Annotated in this window: 19 protein-coding genes; 10 read left to right on the top strand and 9 right to left on the bottom strand. The window is 72.9% G+C overall.

Going from position 1 to position 23,859, the window contains the following annotated elements; translation table 11 throughout:
- The first annotated feature begins 110 nt into the window (after positions 1 to 110).
- From OO62_RS23765 to OO62_RS23750, 4 genes are all read left to right on the top strand, one after another.
- Complete coding sequence (locus OO62_RS23765) at positions 111 to 1,595, top strand: peptidoglycan D,D-transpeptidase FtsI family protein (RefSeq protein WP_033269590.1); 1,485 nt, start codon at positions 111 to 113, stop codon at positions 1,593 to 1,595.
- Between the two features lie 43 nt (positions 1,596 to 1,638).
- Positions 1,639 to 2,250: a nucleoside triphosphate pyrophosphatase gene (locus tag OO62_RS23760; RefSeq protein WP_033269589.1), complete on the top strand. Its 612-nt coding sequence runs from the start codon at positions 1,639 to 1,641 to the stop codon at positions 2,248 to 2,250.
- A 40-nt stretch (positions 2,251 to 2,290) separates the two neighbouring features.
- Positions 2,291 to 2,818, top strand: a complete 528-nt coding sequence (locus OO62_RS23755; protein WP_051733546.1) for a hypothetical protein — start codon at positions 2,291 to 2,293, stop codon at positions 2,816 to 2,818.
- A 149-nt stretch (positions 2,819 to 2,967) separates the two neighbouring features.
- The gene (locus OO62_RS23750; RefSeq protein ID WP_033269588.1) at positions 2,968 to 3,534 is read left to right on the top strand and encodes a DJ-1/PfpI family protein; all 567 of its coding nucleotides are present in this window, start codon (positions 2,968 to 2,970) and stop codon (positions 3,532 to 3,534) included.
- A gap of 43 nt (positions 3,535 to 3,577) precedes the next feature.
- Here OO62_RS23750 and OO62_RS39085 read toward each other — a convergent pair whose 3' ends face one another.
- From OO62_RS39085 to OO62_RS23730, 5 genes are all read right to left on the bottom strand, one after another.
- Positions 3,578 to 3,919, bottom strand: a complete 342-nt coding sequence (locus tag OO62_RS39085; protein ID WP_157850166.1) for an SH3 domain-containing protein — start codon at positions 3,917 to 3,919, stop codon at positions 3,578 to 3,580.
- 231 nt (positions 3,920 to 4,150) lie between these two features.
- On the bottom strand, positions 4,151 to 6,247 hold the full coding sequence (locus OO62_RS23745; protein WP_033269587.1) for a protein kinase domain-containing protein: 2,097 nt from the start codon (positions 6,245 to 6,247) through the stop codon (positions 4,151 to 4,153).
- Positions 6,248 to 6,269: 22 nt separating this feature from the next.
- Positions 6,270 to 8,510 carry a protein kinase domain-containing protein gene (locus OO62_RS23740; RefSeq protein WP_078617330.1) on the bottom strand — a complete coding sequence of 747 codons (2,241 nt, stop codon included), beginning with the start codon at positions 8,508 to 8,510 and terminating at the stop codon, positions 6,270 to 6,272.
- Between the two features lie 8 nt (positions 8,511 to 8,518).
- Entirely contained in the window at positions 8,519 to 9,466 is a 948-nt protein-coding gene (locus OO62_RS23735) for a protein kinase family protein (protein WP_051733545.1), read from the bottom strand.
- A 149-nt stretch (positions 9,467 to 9,615) separates the two neighbouring features.
- Positions 9,616 to 10,083 carry a hypothetical protein gene (locus OO62_RS23730; RefSeq protein WP_228332519.1) on the bottom strand — a complete coding sequence of 156 codons (468 nt, stop codon included), beginning with the start codon at positions 10,081 to 10,083 and terminating at the stop codon, positions 9,616 to 9,618.
- Positions 10,084 to 10,553: 470 nt separating this feature from the next.
- On the opposite strand from OO62_RS23730, the gene OO62_RS23725 reads away from it, so the two are divergent.
- Positions 10,554 to 12,323 carry an acetyl/propionyl/methylcrotonyl-CoA carboxylase subunit alpha gene (locus OO62_RS23725; protein ID WP_033269584.1) on the top strand — a complete coding sequence of 590 codons (1,770 nt, stop codon included), beginning with the start codon at positions 10,554 to 10,556 and terminating at the stop codon, positions 12,321 to 12,323.
- A gap of 87 nt (positions 12,324 to 12,410) precedes the next feature.
- Here the strand turns inward: OO62_RS23725 and OO62_RS23720 are convergent, their stop codons facing one another.
- A complete protein-coding gene (locus tag OO62_RS23720) occupies positions 12,411 to 13,595 on the bottom strand; it encodes an alpha/beta hydrolase (protein WP_033269583.1) in 1,185 nt (394 codons plus the stop codon).
- A 349-nt stretch (positions 13,596 to 13,944) separates the two neighbouring features.
- Here OO62_RS23720 and OO62_RS23715 point away from each other — a divergent pair, with 349 nt between their 5' ends.
- Positions 13,945 to 14,583: a TetR/AcrR family transcriptional regulator gene (locus tag OO62_RS23715; protein WP_033269582.1), complete on the top strand. Its 639-nt coding sequence runs from the start codon at positions 13,945 to 13,947 to the stop codon at positions 14,581 to 14,583.
- 96 nt (positions 14,584 to 14,679) lie between these two features.
- Here the strand turns inward: OO62_RS23715 and OO62_RS23710 are convergent, their stop codons facing one another.
- Positions 14,680 to 15,663: a DeoR/GlpR family DNA-binding transcription regulator gene (locus OO62_RS23710; protein ID WP_077193331.1), complete on the bottom strand. Its 984-nt coding sequence runs from the start codon at positions 15,661 to 15,663 to the stop codon at positions 14,680 to 14,682.
- Positions 15,664 to 15,993: 330 nt separating this feature from the next.
- A complete protein-coding gene (locus OO62_RS23705) occupies positions 15,994 to 17,439 on the bottom strand; it encodes an NAD(P)H-quinone dehydrogenase (protein WP_033269580.1) in 1,446 nt (481 codons plus the stop codon).
- Between the two features lie 214 nt (positions 17,440 to 17,653).
- Here OO62_RS23705 and OO62_RS23700 point away from each other — a divergent pair, with 214 nt between their 5' ends.
- The 3 genes from OO62_RS23700 to OO62_RS23690 all read left to right on the top strand — a co-directional run bounded on the left by OO62_RS23700 (position 17,654) and on the right by OO62_RS23690 (position 21,893).
- A complete protein-coding gene (locus OO62_RS23700) occupies positions 17,654 to 18,091 on the top strand; it encodes a gamma-glutamylcyclotransferase family protein (protein ID WP_033269579.1) in 438 nt (145 codons plus the stop codon).
- 587 nt (positions 18,092 to 18,678) lie between these two features.
- On the top strand, positions 18,679 to 19,500 hold the full coding sequence (locus OO62_RS23695) for a purine-nucleoside phosphorylase (protein ID WP_033269578.1): 822 nt from the start codon (positions 18,679 to 18,681) through the stop codon (positions 19,498 to 19,500).
- Positions 19,501 to 20,189: 689 nt separating this feature from the next.
- Positions 20,190 to 21,893: a phospho-sugar mutase gene (locus tag OO62_RS23690; protein ID WP_033269577.1), complete on the top strand. Its 1,704-nt coding sequence runs from the start codon at positions 20,190 to 20,192 to the stop codon at positions 21,891 to 21,893.
- Between the two features lie 192 nt (positions 21,894 to 22,085).
- On the opposite strand, the gene OO62_RS23685 is transcribed toward OO62_RS23690, so the two are convergent.
- On the bottom strand, positions 22,086 to 22,718 hold the full coding sequence (locus OO62_RS23685) for a PH domain-containing protein (protein WP_033269576.1): 633 nt from the start codon (positions 22,716 to 22,718) through the stop codon (positions 22,086 to 22,088).
- 129 nt (positions 22,719 to 22,847) lie between these two features.
- On the opposite strand from OO62_RS23685, the gene deoC reads away from it, so the two are divergent.
- The gene (gene deoC / locus OO62_RS23680; RefSeq protein ID WP_180290227.1) at positions 22,848 to 23,852 is read left to right on the top strand and encodes a deoxyribose-phosphate aldolase; all 1,005 of its coding nucleotides are present in this window, start codon (positions 22,848 to 22,850) and stop codon (positions 23,850 to 23,852) included.
- The last annotated feature ends 7 nt before the right edge of the window (positions 23,853 to 23,859 follow it).

Here is a 23,859-nt window from a genome sequence, read left to right as displayed (position 1 = left end):
ACGCCTCGGCCGCAACCAGAGCCCCCGGAATCTCATCTTTCACTCTCGAAGAGCGCAATTCGGACGCTCGCCGTCCCCGGGCGGCGCGGTCGACGGGGAGTGGGAGAACGATGAACAGGCCGCTGAGGCATATAGCCGTCTTCTGCGGGGTGCTGGTGCTGGCCCTGCTGGTCCGGGTGACCTGGGTCCAGTTCGTCCAGGGCGACGATCTCGCCAACGACGCCAACAACCGCCGGGTCAAGATCGAGGCGTTCTCCTACCCGCGCGGCAACATCATCGTCGGCGGCCGGCCGGTCACCGGCTCCGTGGCGACCGCCGGCGACTTCAAGTACAAGCGGACGTACACGGACGGCCCGATGTACGCGCCGGTCACCGGCTTCGCCTCGCAGGCCCAGGGCAGCACCTTCCTGGAAGGCATCTACAGCAAGCTGCTCTCCGGCAAAGACGACCGGCTCGCCCTCAAGCACGCCCAGGACATCCTCACCGGCGAGAAGCCGCGCGGCGGCGACGTGATCACCACCATCGACCCCAAGGCGCAGAAGGCCGCCTACAAGGGGCTGACCGACCTGAACGCCAAGGGCGCCGTGGTCGCCCTCGACCCGCGCAACGGCAAGATCCTCGCGCTGGCCTCCACCCCCTCCTACGACCCGTCGGTCTTCGCCGGCATCTCCAACTCCGAGGCCCGCAAGTTCAAGGCGCTGGACGCCGACAAGAGCAAGCCGCTCAGCAACCGGGCGCTGCGCGAGACCTACGCCCCCGGCTCCACCTTCAAGATCCTCACCGCGGCCGCGGCCCTGGAGCACGGCGTGGTCAGCGACATCGACGCCCCCTCGGGCGCCCCCGCCCCGTACCAGCTGCCGCTGAGCAGCACGAAGATCGGCAACGACGTGGCCGGCGCGCCCTGCGACAAGGCGTCCCTCAAGACCGGCATGCAGTGGTCGTGCAACAACGTCTTCCTGGACACCGCGCTGAAGGTGGGCAAGGACAAGATGCGCGAGACCGCGGAGAAGTTCGGCTTCAACTCCGACGTCTACGACAAGGAGTTCGGCGACCTGCTGGCCACCAAGAGCCTCTACCCGAAGTCGCTCGACAAGCCGCAGACCGCGCTCACCGGCATGGGCCAGGGCAGCCTGACCAGCACCCCGATGCAGATGGCGATGGTCGCCGCGGCGCTCGCCAACGACGGCAAGCTGATGACGCCGCACCTCGTCGACGAACTGCGCGGCCCCGACCTGTCGACGATGCAGAAGTTCGAGCCGAAGCTGATGTCCCAGGCCGTCTCCGCCGGCACCGCGAAGAAGGTGCAGCAGATGATGGAGTACACCGTCGACAAGGGCACCGCCGACAAGGCCGCCATCGACGGCGTGACCGTCGGCGGCAAGACCGGCACCGCCCAGCACGGCGCGAACGTCAACGACGAGCGCCCCTACGCCTGGTTCGTGTCCTACGCCAAGCAGAGCGACGGCTCCTCCCCGGTGGCGGTCGCCGTCTTCGTCGACCCCAAGGACATGGACATCCCGCGCTCCGAGATCGCCGGCGGCAAGCTCGGCGGCCCGATCGCCAAGCAGGTGATGCAGGCGGTACTGGGCAAGTAGTCCGGCCGCCCCCCACCCGCCGCGGCTCCGTACGATGGCGGGCATGACCGAACATGCCCGCCCCCGCCGCCTCGTCCTCGCCTCCCAGTCCCCCGCCCGGCTGGCCCTGCTGCGCCAGGCCGGGCTGGCGCCCGAGGTGATCGTCAGCGGCGTCGACGAGGACGCGCTGAGCGCCGCCACCCCCGGTGAGCTGGCCCGCATACTCGCCGAGGCGAAGGCCGCCGCGGTCGCCGCCCGCCCGGAAGCGCACGGCGCACTGGTCATCGGCTGCGACTCGGTGCTGGAACTGGACGGCCGGGCCCTCGGCAAGCCGGCCGACGCCGAGGACGCCACCGCCCGCTGGAAGTCCATGCGCGGCCGCTCCGGCGTCCTGCAGACCGGCCACTGCCTCATCGACACCGCCGACGGCCGGCAGGTGTCCGCGACCGCCTCGACCACGGTCCGCTTCGGCGAGCCGACCGACGCCGAGATCACCGCCTACGTCGAGAGCGGCGAACCGCTCTTCGTCGCCGGCGCGTTCACCCTCGACGGCCGCTCCGCACCCTTCATCGACGGCATCGACGGCGACCCCGGCAACGTCATCGGGCTGTCCCTGCCGCTGCTGCGCCGCCTCCTCGCGGACCTCGGCGTCGCCATCACCGACCTGTGGACCTGACCGCCGGGACCGGCACACCACACAAAAAACGGGGGGAACCATGCACACCACGGCCGGACCGGCCCTCGCCCTGCTGGTCGTCGCACTGATCGTCCGCCGCCAGCTGCGGACCCGGCCGGTGCGCGCCACGGCACCGCTGATCGGCACGGCCGTCCTCGGCGTCCTGGGCGTGGCCGCCCTCGCCTTCGGCGTCGCGTCGGCGACCAAGAACCACCCGCTGACGGCGCTGCCCGTCGCCCTGGTCGTGCTGACCCTCGCCCTGGCGGTGCCGCTGGGCGTCGTCCGGGCCCGGACGGTACGGGTCTGGCGCGGCCCGGACGGCGGGGTGCTGCGGAAGGGGACCGCGCTCACCACGGCGCTGTGGCTGGTGTCGGCCGCCGTGCACGCCGCGATGGCTCAGTGGATCGACCACACCGCCACCGCCGGCCTGCTGGGCCTGTCCACCCTCCACCTCTACCTGGCGGTGACGTACACGGTGCAGGGCCTCCTCGTGCGGCGCCGGGCGGCCCGGCTCACGGGCGAACCGGCCGGCACGGCGCCCGGCACGGCGGCCCGCGCGGCGGCCTGACCCCGGCCGGGGCGGGGCCCGCCGCCGGGGAATCCGGAAAGCCGGCCCGGGCCGGCGCATTCAACGTCCCGGCGTGGGGAACCGATTGATCCGATACGGCCCGATCACCCCGATCAGACCGGTTGATGCGCTCACGAGGAGGAGGCAGCATGCCCAAGATCCTGCTGATCGCCGGCGACGCCACCGAGGACCTGGAGTTCTTCTACCCCTACCAGCGGCTGCTGGAGGAGGGCTACGAACCGCGGGTCGCCGCCCCGTCCCGCAAGAAGCTGAAGTTCGTCGTCCACGACTTCGTCGACAGCTTCGACACCTACATCGAGCGCGAGGGCCACTCCTGGCCGTCCGACCTCGCCCTGTCCGAGGTCGACCCGGCCGAGTACGCGGCGCTGGTCCTCCCCGGCGGCCGGGGCCCCGAGTACCTCCGCAACGACGCCGACTACCGCCGGGTCGTCACCCACTTCTTCGACGCCGACAAGCCCGTCGCCCACATCTGCCACGCGGCCGTCTCGCTGGCCCCCCTCGGCGTCCTCAAGGGCCGCCGCACCGCCGCCTACCCGGCCTGCGCCCCCGACGTCGAGATGGGCGGCGGCGTCTTCGTCGACGGCTCGGCGGTCGTCGACGGCAAGGTCGTCTCGGCCCGCGCCTGGAACGACCACCCCGACTGGATGCGCGCGTTCATGGAGATCCTGCGGGAGCACGCACCGGTGAAGCACTGAGGCGGGGCGGGCCCGGGACCGGTGTCCCGGGCCCGCCGACCGTTCACGACGGCCAGGCGTTCGTCTTCACGCAGGTGCGGACGACCCATCCCTCAGCCCCCATGCGGTCCACCACGTGCAGCCACAGGTTCCCGCGTTTTCCACAAGCCTTGTACATCCCGTGGACCGCACCTTCGTAGATGAGGACCTTCGAGCCCTTGGGGATAACGCCCAAGGCAGCGGACTGTGTGGTCGGTTCAGCTCGCAACGTCACCGCTTCAAGGGTCGGTCCGTGACCTGTCGGTCCGCTCTGCACAGTGCGCACGTCCGTCGGTACAGGAGTGCTCGCCATCGCGCTGCCGCCGGTCAGCGCAGTGCCGATCAGCGCACACGCGACCGCTGCCATCACCCTCACACGTGTCTTCCGCATACTTTCCCCCTCGTAGTTGACGCTTCCGCATCCCTCTGCGGTCCCAGAGGAACTCTCACCGCGATCGCCTCGCAAAGGTGCCCGAGGTGATCAACACAGGCTAGTGAAAGGGGCTGATGAGGGCTCCTCAAAATGCGCACCTCGCGCAGCGCCTCGCCCTACCGCTCAAGCCGTCTGCAGCCGTCAACCCCTGCCCCGGGACGGACGTCAAAACACCGGCAGGGCATAGAGCGCCTCGTCATTCATGACGAAGACGCGGTTGCCGGCAGCCGCCAGCCAGCGTCGTTCGGCCTCAGGGAGTTTGTACTCCCAGACGAGGTAGCCGGTCCGCTGGTCCACCGCGTTGACCTGCTTCCAGATGGCCTCGTCGATGGACCACACACCGTTGCCCTGAGCGAGCACCGGGCAGCTGAGGTCAGCCGTCCCACGGCACTCCAGGATCTTGCTGCCGTCGCTGCGCTTGATCTTGCGGGCCCAGTTGCCGTGCGTGGCATAGAGCAGATTGTCGTCGTACGGCGTCGCCGGGCCCCAGTCCTGGTGTTTGTGCCAGGCCGCGTCCCGGGCTTCGACCTTCCACAACTCCTTTCCGTCAGCCAGCCGTCGCGCTGTGAGGGTGGTGCCGTTGAGATAGACCGTGGAGCCGTGGACGGCCGGTCGGATCAGGGCGTCCCATTGGTTGCGCAACTCCCAGACCCGGCGGCCGTCGGAGGTGGCGAACGCCAGGACGTCCCCCTTGTCGGTGGAGACGACCAGCCGGCCTTCGGCGGCGACGCCCGGCGGGGCGAGCGTGCCGCGGAAGCCCTCGGGTGGACGCACGGTCCAGCGGACCGTCGCGTCGGAGCGGGCGACGGCGCGCAGCCGGTGGTCCTCGGTCACGAGGTAGACCGCCTCGTCGTCCGCGGCCAGCAGTTGGTGGGCCCGGACGTCGGCGGTCCAGCGGCGTTCCCCCGTGGAGGGGACGAAGGTGCGCAGCGTCCCCTTGGCGTCGACCGCGGCTATCAGGCGATCCGAGAGGGAGAGGTAGCGGCCGGTCGGTTTGATGTCGCGGGCGGCCCAACGGCGTTTGCCGTCCACGACGTTGTGGGCGGCGATCCCGCCGTCGCGGGTGCCGAAGACGATGACGTCCCGGACGGGCAGCGGGGCGGGGGTGTCCGCGCCGAGGCCGTGGACGACCCACAGTTCCTTCGGCGAGCCGCCGACGATCATGTCGCCGTCGTCCGGGTTCAGCACGTGCGCCACGGGCGTCCTGGCGGCGGGCGGGAAGGCGAAGAGGTCGACCTTCTTCCCGGGTGGCGCCGGCGGACGCGGCCACCACGCCGCGGCCGCGCCGCCGCCCGCCGCGAGGACCGCGCCGCCCGTGGCGAGGCCGGTGAGCAGCCGGCGCCGGGAGACCCGCTGCGGGGCGGCGCCCGCGACGAGCGTGGTGGTCAGCTCGTGGATGCCGCTCTCCCGCTCCTTGATCGCCTGGCTCACCGGGCCGCGCCGCCAGGCCCGTTCGGCACCCCGCGGCGGCGCGAACGCCGCGGCGATCCGGTCGGGCGTGGGGCGGGCGGCCGGATCCTTGGCCAGGAGGGGGGCGATCAGCGGACGCAGCACCTCCGGGACGCTGGTCAGGTCGGGCTCGTCGTGGACGACCTTGTACTGGAGGGCGGCGATGTGGGCGCCGTCGAACGCCCGCCGGCCGCCGGCCGCGTGGACCAGGACCGCGCCCAGCGAGAAGACGTCGGCGGGTGCGGCGACCCGGCGGCCCAGGACCTGCTCGGGGGCGCCGTAGCCGGGGGTGACCGGGACCTGGCCGGTGGTGGTGAGGGTCAGGCCGTGCTCGGGCCGGGCGATGCCGAAGTCGATGACGCGCGGACCGCCGGACGTCAGCACGATGTTCGGGGGCTTGAGGTCGCGGTGCACCAGCCCGGTGGCGTGGATGTCCACCAGGGTGCGGGCGAGCGACGCGGCGAGGGCGCGCACCGCCGGTTCGTCGAACGGGCCGTACGTCTCGACCGCCTCGTCGAGGGTCGGGCCGGCCAGGAACTCGGTGGCGATCCACGGCCGTCCGCCCTCCGTGTCCGTCCCCAGGACCCGGGCCACGCCCTTGCTCGTCACGGCCGTCGCGGCCTGCGCCTCGCGGACGAAGCGGCGGGCGAGGTTCGCCTCGCCGGTGAGCTCGGGCCGGAGCACCTTGACCGCGGCGACGGTGCCTTCGCCGTCCTGGCCGACGTAGACCTTGCCCATCCCGCCTTCGCCGAGCACGCCGAGCAGGCGGTACGGGCCGAGGCGCAGCGGGTCGCCGGTGCCGAGGGGTTTCATGGGCGGAGTCCTTCCGGCGGGTTCAGCGGAGCGGGAAGCCGGCGAGGAAATGGGAGTCGGACGCGATGATCATTCGGCTCTTCTCGTGGGCGGTGAAGCGGGTCCCGCTGGTGGTGTACAGCTGCTCGGTGGTGCGCGAGGTGAGGCCGACAGCCCGCAGCACGCCGTCGGTCCTGCTGTACGTGTAGGCGTACTCGGAGCCGATCACGGGCCGCACCACGTGCTCCGCCCGCGGCCCCTCCGCGCTCTTCTCCGCCCACCGCGGCTGCCCGCCGCCGGGGCCGTACGACACCAGGCCGAGGCCCTTCTCCACCGTGTACACCGCGCCGCCCTTGAGGACCGCCGGCCCGTACGTCTTCCCGGCGCGGACGGCGGACGTGTCCCACGCCTGCCCGCCGTCGCTCAGCCGCAGCGCCCGCAACGGGCCGTAGCCCAGGTAGAGATGACGGTCGTCGACCGCGAGCGGGTCCCGCACGAACCGGGGGTCGGCGCCGTTCCACGGCTTGTCCCAGGCCACCTTGCCGGTGCGGGTGTCGCGGGCGACGATCCGGACCTTGTTGTCGTTCGTCTGCTGGAAGAGGACCAGGCGGTTGCCGGTCGCCTTGGCGGCGATGAAGTGGTTGTCGTCGCTCCTGGCCGGGTGGAACGGCACCGGGTCCGACCACTTCCGGCGTCCCGAGGCGAGGTCCACCGCGATCACGAACCAGGGGGACTGGCGCTCGTACCGCTTGACCTTCCCGTGGGAGATCGCCAGGTAGGCGGTGCCGTCGGCGACCGCCAGCAGCCGGCTGAGGATGCCGTTGTGCTGTGCGTCGGACACCGGGGCGAGGTGCTTGCCGGCCTTGCCGGTGGCGAGGTCGACGCCGGCGAGGAACCACGAGACGGTCTTCGTGGCCAGGTCCTGGCCGTGCTCGACGCGCAGGATCCGGTAGACGTGTGTGCCGTCCGAGGCGACCTGCCAGGAGTCGTCCGCCCACAGCGAGAACGTCCACCGGGACTCCCCGGACCTCGGGTCGACGCCGCGCGCCTCGGCGTTGGCCACCAGGACGACCTGGTCGCCGGCCACCATGGGCACTTCGGGCGACTGGTCGTCGGCCGGCCCACCGGTCTGCTTCTGCCACACCGAGTCCAGCTTTTTCTTCTTCAGCGCGCCGACGCTCGGCCCCGCCTTCGGCTGGGTGTACCCCGGTCCGGTGCCCGGGCCGGCAGCGGTCCCGTCCCGCCCCAGCCACGCCCACACCCCGGCCCCGGCGCCGGCCACGCCGAGCACGGAGCCCGCGCCCGCCAGCAGCAGCCCCCGGCGGGAGAGCCGGGGCGCGGCGGGGGCGTCGGCGGACGGGAGGGTCGCCGGCTGCTCGGGCGGTGCGGGCAGCCGCCGCGGCTCGACCTGCCACACCTCGCCCGCCCGCCGCCCGATCTCGGCGAGCACCGCGTCCGGCAGGTGGTCGGCGAACTCCCCCGACCCGTCGTGCAGTTGGGCAGCCAGCTCGGTCGTGCCGGGGCGTTCGGCGGGGTCCTTGGCCAGGCAGCGGGCCAGGACCGGGACGAGGGCGGCGGGGGTGCCGGTGAGGTCCGGCTCGGCGTAGCGGACCCGGTAGAGGAGGTCCGCGGGCTGCCCGTCGCCGAAGGGACCCCGGCCGGTGGCGGCGAACACCAGGACCCCGGCGAGCGCGAACACGTCCCCGGCGGGGTCGTGTTCGGCGCCGGTGGCCTGCTCCGGCGACATGAACGCCGGCGTGCCGACCGCCGCACCGGCGTGGGTGAGCCGGTCGTCGCCGAGCGCGCGGGCGATGCCGAAGTCGATGACCTTCGGGCCGAACGCGGTGACCATGATGTTCGACGGCTTGAGGTCGCGGTGCACCACGTCGGAGCGGTGCAGCTGCCCGAGCGCCCCGCACAGCGCCGCCCCCAGGGCGCGCACCGCGGCCTCCGGCAGCGGACCGGCCAGCCGGACCGCCTCGTCGAGCGGCGGGCCGAGGACGTACTCGGTGGCGAGCCACGGGGTGTCGGCGAGCGGGTCGGCCTCGACGACCTGGGCGCCGTACCGGCCGCCGATGACCCGGGCGGCGTCCGACTCCAGCCGGAAGCGGGTGCGGAACTCCGTCTCGGTCGCGATCCGGGCGTGCACGGTCTTCAGTGCCACGGTCCGGCCGCCCGCGGAGCGGCCCAGATAGACGGTGCCCATGCCGCCGCTGCCCAGCCGGGCGAGCAGACGGTACGGGCCGAGGCCGGGCGGGTCGTCATGGGTGAGCGGCGAAGGCATGGCGGGCGTCAGTCCTGGCGTGCGGCGGGCGGAGGCGGGAGGGTCGCGGCGAGCAGTTCGGCCGACTGGCGGGCCAGCGCCGCGATGATCCGGCCGGGCAGCCAGCCGGGCCCGAGCGCGGCGGCGGCCCGCCCGGCGGGCCCACCGCCGCTGTCGAGGGCCGTGGCGGGATGTGCGGGCAGCGGGCCGATCGCGTCGAGCAGCTCGCCGGGGCGCGGCCGGGCCGCCGGGTCCCGCGACAGGCAGGACGTGACGACGGTCCGCAGGGCGGCCGGCAGCTCGTCCCGTTCGGGCACGGTGTGGCCGGTGGCGGCGTAGGCGAGCGTCGCGCCGAGCGCGTAGACGTCACCCGCCGGCTGCGGAGGCCCGCCGCCGGCCTGCTCGGGCGGCAGGCTCCCGGACTCCAGGCCCGGCAGCCCGGAGCGCCCGGCGCCGTCCGCCGCCGCGGCCCGTACCGCCCCGAAGCAGCTCAGCCGGGGCCCGTCCGCCGCCAACAGGACGGCGGCGGGCGACACTCCGGCATGGGTGAGGCCCTGCCCGTGCCCGATGATCAGCGTCTCCACGAGGGCCGCGCCCAGCGCCCGTACGGTGCGCTCGGGCAGCGGCCCACCGTGCACCGCGAGCGCGGTCGGCAGCGGGAGGACGGGGAGGTAGGGGCGGGCGTGCCAGGGCGGCTCACCGGGCGCGGCGAGTTCGACGGCCGGCCAGGACCACGGCCCGAGCAGATAGCGCGAGGCGTCCGCCTCGGCCAGGAACCGCCCCGGGTCGGCGCCGGGCAGCGGCACACCGATCAGGACCGTACGGTCCCCGTCCGCGCTCCGCCCGATCAGCCGCTGCTCCGGTACGGGCAGCCCGGGCGCCTCGCCGTCCAGCCGGCCCAGCACCGTGTACGGGCCGACCGTGCCCGGCACACCCGTCCGTACCGGTCCCCCGGCACCCGCAACCGGCGCCCGCATGCGCATCAACCCCCGTCCGACGACACCGCGCGACGAGACTACCCGGGCGTGTCGCGGGGCCGGGGACCGCCTCGGACCGGGGAGCGCGGGCGGGCCGAAACGGGCGCCGCGGGCGGGAGTTCAGCCCCCGGCCACGGCGCTCGGACCGCTCAGGCCGCGCCCGGTGCCGCCGGTCGCGGACCGGTCGGCGCGCCGTCCGCGGCCGGGCCGTCGCCACCGCGCGCCCGACCCTCCCCGTACGCCACCAGGGTGAACACCAGCAGCGCCAGCACCACCATCATCGCGACGAAGGCGACCCAGCCGACCAGACCGATGGCGAACGCGCCCACCATGCCGTGCACCACCACGGCACTGATCAGCACGATCCGGGCGAAACCGCCCGGCGCGCGGTCACGCAGCGCGGTGCGGACCAGGATGCCGGCGCACAGCAGGAGGTAGAGGCCGAAGACGCCGCCGCCCACCCACGAACCGGTGGACATCGCACCGGGCTCCAGCCCGGCCAGCGACATCTGCTGCCGGTCCACCACGATGCTCAGGATCCAGTTGAGCAGCACGATCCCGCACGCCTCCAGGACCAGTACCACCGCCGCCACCAAGGCCACCGGCCGTCGTGCCACCACCGTCCACCCACTTCCGTTGCCGCTCGCCGCAGGACTGTCGCCGCGCCCCGGAAGAACATCCGTTACCGCGAGTACAGAAGACATCGGGCACGCTACTAATGGGTAATAGCTGGGGCAAGGGTCGTGCACGAGTGGGTGCCGGCGGACCGCGAACGGCGTCCCGCGGCACGCCCGGCGGACGGAGCCGCAGCAAAGTTTCCTTCGCCCATTCGTAGGGACTCCACAAAGAATTGACGATCCGCTGGACGTCGGAAGATCGAGACCTAGGCCACATCGCGTCCCGGCTCCGAGCCCGGAAATCCGGGCCTACCCTGGGATACCAGAGGACTCAGGCCCCTCGCCGGCGCTCCGAGCACACTCCGTGTGGGCAAGCTCACCCCGGGGAACGGGTCGGCACGCGGTGTCGCCAGTCCCTAAAATCGCCGCATCCAAATTTGTTGCGGCGAAGCGCCAAGGAAGGACCCATCGTGCGCAAGGTGCTCATCGCCAACCGTGGCGAAATCGCTGTTCGCGTTGCCCGTGCATGCCGGGACGCGGGGATCGGCAGCGTAGCCGTCTACGCCGACCCCGACCGGGACGCCCTGCACGTACGCGCGGCAGACGAGGCATACGCCTTGGGCGGTGACACTCCTGCCACCAGTTACCTGGACATCGCCAAGGTCCTGGCCGCCGCCGCCGATTCGGGCGCGGACGCCATCCACCCCGGCTACGGCTTCCTCTCCGAGAACGCCGAGTTCGCCCAGGCCGTCCTCGACGCGGGCCTCACCTGGATCGGACCGCCCCCGCAGGCCATCCGCGACCTCGGCGACAAGGTCGCGGCGCGGCACATCGCCCAGCGCGCCGGTGCGCCGCTGGTCGCCGGCACCCCCGACCCGGTCTCCGGCGCGGAGGAGGTCGTCGCGTTCGCCAAGGAACACGGCCTGCCGATCGCCATCAAGGCGGCCTTCGGCGGCGGCGGCCGCGGCCTGAAGGTCGCCCGCACGCTCGACGAGGTGCCCGAGCTGTACGACTCCGCGGTGCGCGAGGCAGTTGCCGCCTTCGGCCGCGGCGAGTGCTTCGTCGAGCGCTACCTCGACCGCCCCCGGCACGTGGAGACCCAGTGCCTGGCCGACAAGCACGGCAACGTCGTCGTCGTGTCGACCCGTGACTGCTCCCTGCAGCGCCGCCACCAGAAGCTGGTGGAGGAGGCCCCGGCCCCGTTCCTGACGGACGAGCAGAACGCCGAGCTGTACCGCGCATCCAAGGCCATCCTCAAGGAAGCCGGCTACGAAGGCGCCGGCACCTGCGAATTCCTCGTCGGCCAGGACGGCACCATCTCCTTCCTGGAGGTCAACACCCGCCTCCAGGTCGAGCACCCGGTCACCGAAGAGGTCACCGGCCTCGACCTGGTCCGCGAGATGTTCCGGATCGCCGACGGCGAGGAACTCGGCTACGACGACCCGGCGGTGCGCGGCCACTCCTTCGAGTTCCGCATCAACGGCGAGGACCCGGGCCGCAACTTCCTGCCCGCGCCCGGCACGGTCACCAGGTTCGACGCGCCGTCCGGCCCCGGTGTCCGCCTGGACGCCGGTGTGGAGTCCGGCTCGGTCATCGGCCCGGCCTGGGACTCCCTGCTGGCCAAGCTGGTCGTCACCGGCGCCACCCGCGCGCAGGCGCTGCAGCGCGCCGCCCGCGCGCTGAACGAGTTCACCGTCGAGGGCATGGCCACCGCCATCCCGTTCCACCGCGCGGTGGTCAAGGACTCCGCCTTCGCCCCCGAACTCACCGGCTCCGCGGACCCCTTCACGGTCCACACCCGCTGGATCGAGACCGAGTTCGTCAACGAGATCCCGCCGTTCGCCGCCCCCGGCGGCGACGAGGCCGAGGCGGACAGCCGCGAGACCGTCGTCGTCGAGGTCGGTGGCAAGCGCCTGGAGGTCTCGCTGCCGTCCTCGCTGGGCATGCCGCTGGCCCGCGCCGCGGTCGCCGGCGGAGCCAAGCCCAAGCGCAAGGCCGCCAAGAAGGCCGGCAGCGCCGCCTCCGGTGACGCGCTCGCCTCCCCGATGCAGGGCACCATCGTGAAGGTCGCCGTCGAGGAGGGCCAGCAGGTCACCGAGGGCGAGCTGATCGTCGTCCTGGAGGCCATGAAGATGGAGCAGCCGCTCAACGCGCACCGCTCCGGCACCGTCAAGGGCCTGACCGCCGAGGTCGGCGCGGCCCTCACCTCCGGCGCGGTGATCTGCGAGATCAAGGACTGACGCGCACCCGCGACCACGTGTGAGGGGCTCCCGGCACCAGCCGCCGGGAGCCCCTCGCCCGTTGTCCGGACGAGGCCGGCCGCTCGCCTACGAGTTGCCGACCACGTCCTCCGGGAACGTCAGCTGCCTGTCCATCCACAGCAGCGCGGCGGGCAGTTCACGCCGCCAGGTCGCGAAGTTGTGGCTGCCGTGGTCGAGGACCAGGGCGTCCGCCTTCATCGGCGGCCGGACCGCCGCCAGGAACGCCTCGGCCGCCGGATAGTTCTTCTCCCCGGAACGGCTCGTGCCCACCAGGACGTTCACCTGCGGCGCCGGCAGATGCCGCAGTCGCCACATCAGATCGTGCTCCTGACGGCGGCGCGCCCGGTCCCGGCCGTCACCGAAGAGGTTCCCGGTCGTGGGGTCGTTGCTGACCCTGTAATCGGGCGACAGGGCCGCCGCCGAGCTGTACGTACGGTCGTGCCGCATGGCCAGCTGGAGGGCGCAGCTGCCGCCCGACGAGTAGCCCATGACGCCCCAGCCACCCGGGTCGTGGCCGACCCGGTAGTGCGAGACGAGCGCCTGCGGCACGTCGCGGGCGAAGAAGGTCTCGGCCTGCGGGCCGCCCGGCACATCGACGCACTGGGTGTCGCGCGGCGGCGCGATGGTGGGCCGCATCATCACGATGACCGTCGGCTGCATCCGGCCGGCCCGGATCAGCCGCGCGGCGGTCTGCGGCAGCCGCAGGTGCTGGCCCAGCAGGAAGCTGCCGCCCGGATAGCCGCTGAGCGCCACGATGACGGGGAAGCGCTGACGGGCGAACTGCGGCTGGAAGTACTGCGGCGGCAGATAGACGTACGCCGGGTCCACCGCCCGGGTCCGCCGGCCCACGATCCGCACCGACTCCACCCGGCCCACCTGCTCCGGCGGGCCCTTCGGCAGCCCGTGCACCTTCTCCAGGCCGTCCGGCCCGGCCGTCTGCACCAGCCCCTTCGACGGATCGCCCGCCGGGCCCGCCGTCCCCCCGTCGCCCCACTTGCCGACGGCGGCCGGCGCGTCGTCGTACAGGCCGAGCAGCTCGTGCCAGGAGGAGTAGAACTGGAAGTTGGCGTTCACCGCCAGCCCCAGCGCCGCCACGACGGCCAGCTGGGTACCCACGATCGAACCGAGCCGCCCCAGCACCGCCCGCGGCCCCCGCCCCGCGAACCGCGGCCACAGCCAGAGCGTGAGCCCCACGCAGACCACGGCGACCGCGACCATGGCGTACAACAGCGACCGGCTGGTCAGTCCCATGACGATTCCCCAGATGTCCCGCGCCGCGCACCGCTCCCCCGGCGGCCCGCCACGGCGTCCTTCCAGGTCTCCGGAAGCGCCCGGAAGACCTCTTTGCGCCAGGTTTGATGCCTCTTGGAGGCGCGGCGTTGCGGCCCGCCGCAGGTGTTCGACTGCGCGCCCACGGGGGTACGCCGGGACTTCACACCGGATCCGCCCGCCGTCCACCGGACGCGGCGACAGCACCGTACGCAACAAAGCCGAGGCACCCTCCGGCAAGCCCGGGGTTCCGCACCGGAACGGGCCCCCACCACGCAATGGCATCCTGGAGCCACCGGGCCGCAACCGGCCCGGCCGAGGGAGGACGGCGATGGCGACCGAGACGGCAGGACGGCGGCAGACGGCGCGGGGTCCGGAGGCGACCGCACCGGCGCGGGAACAGGACGTCCGCCCGATGCGGGCCGACGCCCGCCGCAACTACGAGCGGCTGCTGACCGAGGCCCGCACGGCCTTCACCGAACACGGCACGGACACCTCACTGGAGGACATCGCACGCCGCGCCGGCGTCGGCATCGGCACCCTCTACCGGCACTTCCCCAACCGCACCGCCCTGATGGGCGCGGTCTTCCAGGGCGAGGTCGACGCCCTGCTCGGCTACGCCAAGGAACTCGCCGACGCCCCGCAGCCGTGCACCGCCCTCGTCGACTGGCTCCGCGCGATCATCACCCACGCCAGCACCTACCGCGGCCTGTCCCGCGCACTGATGACCGCGTCGGCGGACGAGACCTCGGGAATGGCGCGGTGCAGCGTACCGATGCGGGAAGCCGGCGGCGCCCTCCTCGCCCGCGCCCAGCAGGCCGGCGCGGTACGCCCCGACGTGAACATCACCGACCTGATGCAGCTGACCAACGGCATCGCGCTGGCCGTCGAGGAGTCCCCGGACGATCCGGGGCTCGCCGACCGGCTGCTGACGCTCACCCTGAGCGGGCTGAAGGCGGGCACCCGGTGAGGCGGAACCGTTCCGCACCCACCCGCCGCTGACACCACCGGACACACCGCGGGATGGACCCCGCGCGCCGTCCGGCGCCGCCTCCGCCCGCCGCGCTCAGCGCCGCCGGGGAGCCAGGTCGGCGACCCGGCCGCCCTGCGCCTCACTCAGCGGCGTGGCCGGGCGCAGCTGGGGCGCCCCGCCCCCGCCACCCGGCGCGTGACTGCGCCGCTGGCCCGGCAGCGGCACGTCCCGCCGCGGCCCTCTGCGCTCACCGGCACTGTCCAGCCCCTGCTGGCCCGCCCCGTGACCGGCACCCGCGCCGCCCGCGACGGCGATCTGCACGCCCTGGTCGGCCAGCGCCTGGAGCTCGGTCGCGGCCCGGTCGTCGTGCCCCGGCGGCTCGTCCGTGACCAGGCGGGTGATCACGTCCGTCGGCACGGTCTGGAACATCGTGTCGGACCCGAGCTTGGTGTGATCGGCGAGCACCACCACCTCCCCCGCCGCCTGGACGAGCGCCCGGTCGACGCTGGCGGAGAGCATGTTGGACGTGGACAGCCCGCGCTCGGCGGTCAGCCCGCTGCCCGACAGGAACGCGCGGGACACCCGCAGGCCCTGGAGGGACTGCTCGGCACCGCTGCCGACCAGCGCGTAGTTGGAGCCGCGCAGGGTGCCGCCGGTCATCACGACCTCGACGCGGTTGGCATGGGCCAACGCCTGGGCGACCAGAAGGGAGTTGGTGACGACGGTCAGACCGGGGACGCGGGCGAGCCGGCGGGCCAGCTCCTGGGTGGTCGTACCCGCGCCGACGACGATGGCCTCGCCCTCTTCGACGAAGCCCGCCGCGAGATCGGCGATGGCCGTCTTCTCCGCGGTGGCTAGATGGGATTTCTGCGGGAACCCGGATTCCCGGGTGAAGCCTCCCGGCAGGACCGCACCGCCGTGCCGGCGGTCGAGCAGTCCTTCTGCCTCCAGCGCCCGCACATCCCGCCGTACGGTTACTTCGGAGGTCTGGACGACGCGGGCGAGCTCCCGGAGCGATACCGCCCCGTTGGCGCGCACCATTTCAAGGATCAATTGGCGACGTTCTGCAGCGAACACGAAACTGACAGTAACGCCAACGACCGTCTGTTTTCAGCAGGTTGCACCAATTAACGGAAGTTGTTCACGCAGCGCAGCGTGACGTGCTATGCGGGACGCATATGACGTTCGTCCGTCGAACTCCCGGCCGGACCGGGCCGCTTGCTGCCTGGTCAGCCCCCTGCCGCCCGGTACGACGACCGGACCGCGGCGCGCCCCGGCCCACCGGGCCGTGCAGGGACGTTTCATCCCAAGTGCTCACCGGGGGCACAAAGTTTTCAATCGGCTCCGGCCGGCCGCCGCGACGCCCGTCACCCGGTCGCCGCAGCGGCTGCCTTCCCGTTCTCCCGGCTACTCGCCGGCGCCCTTGCGCGTGTGCAGCTGGCGGGCGACCTCGGCGAGCGAGCCGGACAGCGACGGGTAAACCGTGAAGGCGCTGGCGATCTGCTCGACGGTCAGATTGTTGTCGACCGCGAGCGAGATGGGATGGATCAGCTCACTGGCGCGCGGGGAAACGACCACACCACCGACGACGATGCCCGTACCGGGCCGGCAGAACAGCTTCACGAAACCGTCGCGGATGCCCTGCATCTTGGCGCGCGGGTTGCGCAACAGCGGAAGCTTCACCACCCGGGCGTCGATCTTGCCGCCGTCGACGTCGGCCTGGGAGTAACCGACGGTGGCGATCTCCGGGTCGGTGAAGACGTTCGCGGAGACCGTCTTGAGGTTGAGCGGGGTGACCGCGTCACCGAGGAAGTGGTACATCGCGATCCGGCCCTGCATCGCGGCGACGGACGCCAGTGCGAAGACGCCGGTGCAGTCACCGGCCGCGTACACGCCCGGGGCGGAGGTGCGCGAGACCTTGTCCGCCCAGATGTGACCGGAGTCCTTCAGCTTGACCCCGGCACCCTCCAGGCCGATGCCCTCGGTGTTCGGGATCGAGCCGACCGCCATCAGACAGTGCGTACCGGAGATCGTCCCCCCGTCGGCCAGCGTCACCTCCACCCGGTCACCGACCCGCTTGGCCGACTGGGCCCGCGAGCGCGCCATGACGTTCATGCCGCGGCGCCGGAAGACGTCCTCCAGCACGGCGGCGGCATCCGGGTCCTCACCCGGCAGCACCCGGTCCCGGGAGGAGACCAGCGTGACGCGTGAGCCGAGCGCCTGATAGGCACCGGCGAACTCGGCACCGGTGACGCCGGAGCCGACCACGATGAGCTCCTCGGGCAGCTCGTCGAGGTCGTAGACCTGCGTCCAGTTCAGGATCCGCTCGCCGTCGGGAAGGGCGTCGGGGATCTCGCGGGGGTGCGCGCCGGTGGCGATCAGCACCGCGTCCGCGATCAGGCCCTCCGTCGAGCCGTCCGCCGCGACCACCGTCACCTTGCGCGACCCGTCCGGCGCCTGCCCCGGCTCCAGCCGCCCGCGCCCGCGCATCACCCGGCCGCCGGCACGGGTCACGGAAGCGGTGATGTCATGCGACTGGGCGAGCGCGAGGCGCTTGACCCGCCGGTTGACCTTGCCCAGGTCCACCCCCACCACGCGGGCGGGCCGGTCCTTGTAGGGGGTGTCGTCCTCGACGATGATGCCGAGCTCTTCGTACGACGAATCGAAGGTGGTCATCACCTCGGCCGTGGCGATGAGGGTCTTCGACGGGACGCAGTCGGTGAGCACCGACGCCCCGCCCAGACCGTCGCAGTCGACGACGGTCACCTCCGCGCCGAGAGAGGCCGCCACCAGGGCCGCTTCGTATCCGCCGGGTCCGCCACCGATGATCACGATCCGAGTCACGTACTCCATTGTCCCGCACGCCCGTACGTGCCTCTCGCCCGGGGGCGCGGACCGCGGCACGGGGCGGGCGGGGGCGGCACAGAAACAGTGCGGGGGCGGTGCGGAGACGGCGTGGGGCCGGGGCGGGATGCCTTGCGCCGCCCGGGGCACGCTCCGCTCTGCCCCGTCGTGCGAACCTCCGGTACCACGAGCCCGACGGGCAACCTCCCGTACCCTCGGAACCATGTCGCTCTACGCCGCGTACGCCGGCAACCTCGACGCGCGGCTGATGTCCCGCCGCGCACCGCACTCGCCGCTGCGCGGCACCGGCTGGCTCAACGGCTGGCGGCTCACCTTCGGCGGCGAGCAGATGGGCTGGGAGGGCGCACTGGCGACGGTCGTCGAGGACCCGGACTCCCAGCTCTTCGTCGCGCTGTACGACATCGCCCCCATGGACGAGGAGTCCATGGACCGCTGGGAGGGCGTCGGCATGGACATCTACCGCCGGATGCGGGTACGGGTCCACACCCTCGAAGGCGACGAGACCGCCTGGATCTACGTCCTCAACGGCTACGAGGGCGGCCTCCCCTCCGCCCGCTACCTGGGCGAAATCGCCGACGCCGCCGAATCGGCCGGCGCCCCCCACGACTACGTCATGGAACTCCGCAAACGACCTTGCTGAGGCGGGGGCGGCGGTAGCGGCCTTGGCTGAGGCCGGGCAGCGGTCGAGACTGACGGGCGCCGGGCCCGGTCTTGCTGAGGCCGGAGCGGCGATCTTGCCGAGGCCGGGGCGACGGTAGCGGCCTTGAGGCGAGCGCGGGTCGCGAGCCCCCGCTCAGCCGGGAGCGGGGCGCGCGGTCGACTGTCGAGCTGTCGAGCGGGGGTACGGGGGTACGGGAGCACGCCGGGGCGCAGCCGGAAGCTGAGGGGTGTGTCCGGACTCACCTGGGCGCGCGAGGACGGTGTCACGCCGGGGCGCGAGCCCGAACCCTTCCGCATCGTGCGGGCAGCCGTACGAGCATGCGGGGCCGAGGGCCTCCCGGGCCGCCAAGCCGCCCATGGGCCGCACGACGCGGCCGAAGCCCATCCCCCAAGGCCCGAAGCCCCTCCCCCTCGAAGTCCTGCTCAAGCCTGTCTCGAAGCCCCTCTCTGAAATCCCTCTCGAACTGCATCCTGAAGTCCATTTGGCGGAAGCCACAAGACAACGATTCCAGGACCGTGAGCAGCGACATCTACGCGCGTAGGGGATTACCGGCTACCCTCGTCCGCGTGAACGCATCTGTTACCCCGGACATCGCGCGCGACCCGCAGAGCGCCGCCGCCGACGCCGCCGCCCGCCTGCGCGAGCTGACCGGCGCCGAGACCCACGACGTAGCCCTGGTGATGGGCTCCGGCTGGGCGCCGGCGGCCGAGGCCCTGGGCGCGCCCGAGCACGAGTTCCCCGTCACCGACCTGCCCGGCTTCCCCGCCCCGGCGGTCGCCGGACACGGCGGCAAGATCCGCTCCTACCAGATCGGCGACAAGCGGGCGCTGGTCTTCCTGGGCCGGACCCACTACTACGAGGGCCGGGGCGTCGCCGCCGTCGCCCACGGCGTCCGTACCGCCGCCGCGGCCGGCTGCAAGACCATCGTGCTCACCAACGGGTGCGGCGGACTGCGCGAGGGCATGCGCCCCGGCCAGCCGGTCCTGATCAGCGACCACCTCAACCTCACCGCCACCTCCCCCATCGTCGGCGCGAACTTCGTCGACCTGACCGACCTGTACTCGCCGCGGCTGCGCGCGCTGTGCAAGGAGGTCGACCCGAGCCTGGAGGAGGGCGTCTACGCGCAGTTCCCCGGCCCGCACTACGAGACCCCGGCCGAGATCCGCATGATCCGCACGCTGGGCGCCGACCTGGTCGGCATGTCCACCGTCCTTGAGGCCATCGCGGCGCGCGAGGCCGGCGCCGAGGTGCTGGGCCTGTCGCTGGTGACGAACCTTGCCGCCGGCATGACGGGCGAGCCGCTGAACCACGAAGAGGTCCTCCAGGCCGGCCGCGACTCCGCGACCCGGATGGGCGCCCTCCTCGGCCAGGTCCTCAACAAGATCTAGCCGGCTTGTCGGCCGGGCCGGCAGCGGGCGACCGCCCAGCCCGGCCAGCCGACGCGACGCCGCCGGCCGACGCGACGCCGCGGTCGACACCACGCCGCGACGCTGCGGGCGGGCGCCTGGCCCACAGCCCGTCGGCTGGTGGGCGGCCCACCTGTCGGCCATGAGGCCGCCCACCTGGCGCCTGGGAACGCCCGGCGCTGCTGGTCCGCGGTTCCGACCGCTGGTCGGTTCCGGCTGCCGGTCGGCTCCGGTTGTTGGTCGGTCCGGCTGTCGGTCGGCTCCTCCGGCTGTTGGCCGGCTCCGGCTGGGCACCTGCGGTTCGTCGTCCTTCGGCGTCACCCTTCGGCCTAGCCCTTCGCCGTCGCCCTTCGGCGACCGGGGCCTTGGGGTGCCGCCGCCTCCTCCCTTTCACTACGGCAACGATTACGGAACGTAGTTTAGTTCCGAGATCGGTTACATTCTGTGACGGGGTGGGGGTGTGGTCAAGGCCGGGCGGGCGCAGGGCCGGGCGGGTGGCTGGTTGGCGTCGTTCGTCCCGCGCGCGGGGTAAGGGGTACGAGCCGGGCGTGCGCGGCGCGGCGCACGCCCCGCAGTCCCGGGCGCACCCCGTGCTGGGCGGCGGGCGTCCGGCAGCCCTCAGGCCCACCCCGTACGTCACCTCATCACGCACCCACAGGCAGGAGCATCACGTGGCTACCGATCCCGCGGAGCTGATCAACCGGGCCCAGGCATGGCTGGCCGAGGACCCCGACCCGGAGACCCGGGAGGAGCTGTCCAAGCTCATCGACGGCGCCGGCGGCGCCGACATCACCGCCGAGCTGGCCGCCCGGTTCGCCGGCACCCTGCAGTTCGGCACCGCCGGGCTGCGCGGGGAGCTGGGCGCGGGCCCGATGCGGATGAACCGTGCGGTGGTCATCCGGGCCGCGGCCGGCCTCGCCGCGTACCTGAAGGCGAAGGGCGAGGGCTCCGGGCTGGTCGTCATCGGGTACGACGCGCGCCACAAGAGTGCCGACTTCGCGCGGGACACGGCGGCCGTGATGGTCGGCGCGGGCCTGCGCGCCGCGCTGCTGCCGCGCCCGCTGCCCACCCCCGTGCTGGCGTTCGCCATCCGGCACCTGGGCGCGGTGGCCGGCGTCGAGGTCACCGCCAGCCACAACCCGCCGCGCGACAACGGCTACAAGGTCTATCTGGGCGACGGCTCGCAGATCGTGCCGCCGGCGGACGGTGAGATCGCCGCCGAGATCGCCGCGGTGCGCTCGCTGGCGGACGTACCGCGCCCCGAGTCCGGCTGGGAGATCCTGGACGACGCGGTGACGGCCGCCTATCTGGCGCGCACCGACGCCGTGCTGACGCCCGGCTCGCCCCGTGACATCGGCGTCGTCTACACGCCGATGCACGGCGTCGGCCGTGACGTCCTGCTCGCCGCGTTCGACCGGGCGGGCTTCCCGGCCCCCACGGTCGTCCAGGAGCAGGCCGAGCCGGATCCGGACTTCCCGACGGTCGCGTTCCCCAATCCGGAGGAGCCGGGCGCGATGGACCTCGCGTTCGCGACGGCCCGGGCGCGGGCCGCGGCGGGCGGGCCGGTCGTGGACATCGTCGTCGCCAACGACCCCGACGCGGACCGTTGCGCGGTCGCCGTCCCGGCCCCCGGTACGCCGGACGGCTGGCGGATGCTGCGCGGCGACGAGGTCGGCGCGCTGCTCGCCGCCCACCTGGTCAGCAAGGGGGCGTCCGGAACCTTCGCCACGACGATCGTCTCCTCGCAGTTGATGTCCCGTATCGCGGCCGCCGCGTCGCTCCCCTACGAGGAGACGCTGACCGGCTTCAAGTGGCTGGCCCGGGTGGACGGCCTGCGGTACGCGTACGAGGAGGCGCTGGGCTACTGCGTCGACCCGGAGGGCGTACGCGACAAGGACGGCATCACCGCGGCCCTGCTGGTGACGGAGCTGGCCGCGGAGCTCAAGCGGGACGGGCGTTCGCTCAGCGATCTGCTGGACGACCTCGCGGTGGAGTTCGGGCTGCACGCCACCGACCAGCTGTCGGTCCGGGTGGAGGACCTGTCGCTGATCGCCACGGCGATGCGCCGGCTGCGCGAGCAGCCGCCGACTTCGCTGGCCGGGCTGCCCGTGACCCGTGCCGACGACCTGACCAAGGGCACCGAGGCGCTGCCGCCGACCGACGGCCTGCGGTACTACCTCGCCGGTTCCCCGGACGCGGGCATCGAGTCCGCGCGGGTCGTGGTGCGTCCCAGTGGCACCGAACCGAAGTTGAAGTGCTATCTGGAGGTCGTGGTCCCGGTGGCGACGGCGCAGGCGCTGCCGGAGGCCCGGGAGAAGGCGACCACGGCGCTGGCCGCGATCAAGGCGGACGTGGCTGCGGCGGCCGGTATCTGACGACCCGTGGGGATGGCTGCCCGAGGAGCTGACTGTTTGTCGGGCGCCCGAGGGGCTGACTGTGTGCCGGGCGGGCGCGCGCTTCTCAGCGGGGCGCGCCTTCCCGGTCCCCCCGCACCGGCGGGGCGCGCCTTCCCGGTCACGCCCTCAGGGGTGCGCCTTCCCGGTCACGCCCACACCACGCTCGCCCCGTCACACCGCGATCATCACGGCCAGCCCGATCGCGCCCAGTACGGCCGGGGCGATGACCTCGTATGCCCAGCGCACGACCGGTTCGGCCGTGTTCTGCGCGTCCGCGCGCCGGTCGGCTCGTTCCTTGAGGTCGCGGAGTTCGTCGAGGGCCTGGTCGGCCGCGGCGCGCGGGGGCGGGCCGGCGTCGGCGTTCGGGCCGAAGCGGGGGCGGGGCGCGTCGGCGCCGCGCATCGCCTGGCGCCCGGCCTTCTTGCGCTGGCGCAGGGAGACCGGGATGGCCCACAGCTGGCACTTGCCGGTGGTGGTGAAGACCTCGGTGGAGAAGGACGCCCGCAGGCCCTCCACGGCGCCCCAGGGCAGCGTGATGGTGCGGAACGGGTTGCGGACCGTCAGCCGGTCGTCGCCCGCGCGTACCAGGGGCCGCAGGGTGTAGGCGATCACCAGGGGTACGCCGAGCAGCAGGGCGCACACCGCCGTGAGCCTGGTGTGGGTGTCGCCGCGCAGGAGTGCGTCGCCGGCGAGCCAGAGTCCGAGCAGCAGGAGCAGGATGCCGCCGACGAGGGCCGCGGGTGAGCGGTAGGTGCGCTCGGCGTACCGCTGCGGGGTCGGGGTGGCGGGTTCCTGGCTCGTCATGCCGCCGATTCTGCCTGACCGTCCGGATGCCGGACATTGCGTTACGGCATCATTCGTGCCGGGGGCCGGATTCGGCCGGGTGAGGGGGTGACATTGCGCTACGCGCGTAGATATGCTCCCCTCGTGACCATGCCCATCACTGTTCCCGCATACGGCAAGGAAGCCGCGGGGCGTCTGGCGTCAATGGCGGACGTGACCGCCGACGACGGTGCGCTGCGCCGCTTCCTCCACGGCCTCCCGGGCGTCGACGCGGTCGGCCTCGAGGCCCGCGCCGCCACCCTCGGCACCCGTTCGATCAAGACGACGGCGAAGGCGTACGCCATCGACCTGTCCATCTCGATGATCGACCTGACGACCCTCGAAGGCGCGGACACCCAGGGGAAGGTCCGGGCGCTGTGCGCCAAGGGCAGCAACCCGGACCCGACCGACCGGACCGCCCCGAAGGTCGCGGCGATCTGCGTCTATCCCGACATGGTCGCGACGGCCAAGGAGGCGCTCCGCAACGGCGGCGCTCCGGAGATCCACGTCGCGTCCGTCGCCACCGCCTTCCCGGCCGGCCGTGCCGCGCTGCCGGTCAAGCTGGCCGACACCCGGGACGCGGTCGCGGCCGGCGCCGACGAGATCGACATGGTGATCGACCGGGGGGCGTTCCTCTCCGGCCGCTACATGGCGGTCTTCGAGGAGATCAAGGCCGTCAAGGAGGCGTGCGCCCGCCCGGACGGCAGCGCCGCGCACCTGAAGGTCATCTTCGAGACCGGTGAGCTCCAGACGTACGACAACGTGCGCCGGGTCTCCTGGCTGGCGATGCTGGCCGGCGCGGACTTCATCAAGACCTCGACCGGGAAGGTCGCGGTCAATGCCACCCCGCCGGTGACGCTGCTGATGCTGGAGGCGGTGCGCGACTTCCACGCCGCGACCGGCGTCCAGGTCGGCGTGAAGCCGGCCGGCGGCATCCGTACGACCAAGGACGCGCTCAAGTACCTGGTGATGGTCAACGAGACGCTCGGCGAGCCCTGGCTGACCGCCGACTGGTTCCGCTTCGGCGCCTCCAGCCTCCTGAACGACCTGCTGATGCAGCGCCAGAAGCTCAGCACCGGCCGGTACTCCGGCCCCGACTACGTCACGGTGGACTGAGGCACCC

The sequence above is a fragment of the Streptomyces lydicus genome (assembly GCF_000717345.1).
Taxonomy (GTDB): domain Bacteria; phylum Actinomycetota; class Actinomycetes; order Streptomycetales; family Streptomycetaceae; genus Streptomyces; species Streptomyces lydicus.
The sequence above is the reverse complement of the archived record's forward strand: the minus strand, read 5'-3'. Positions and strand labels throughout refer to the sequence as shown.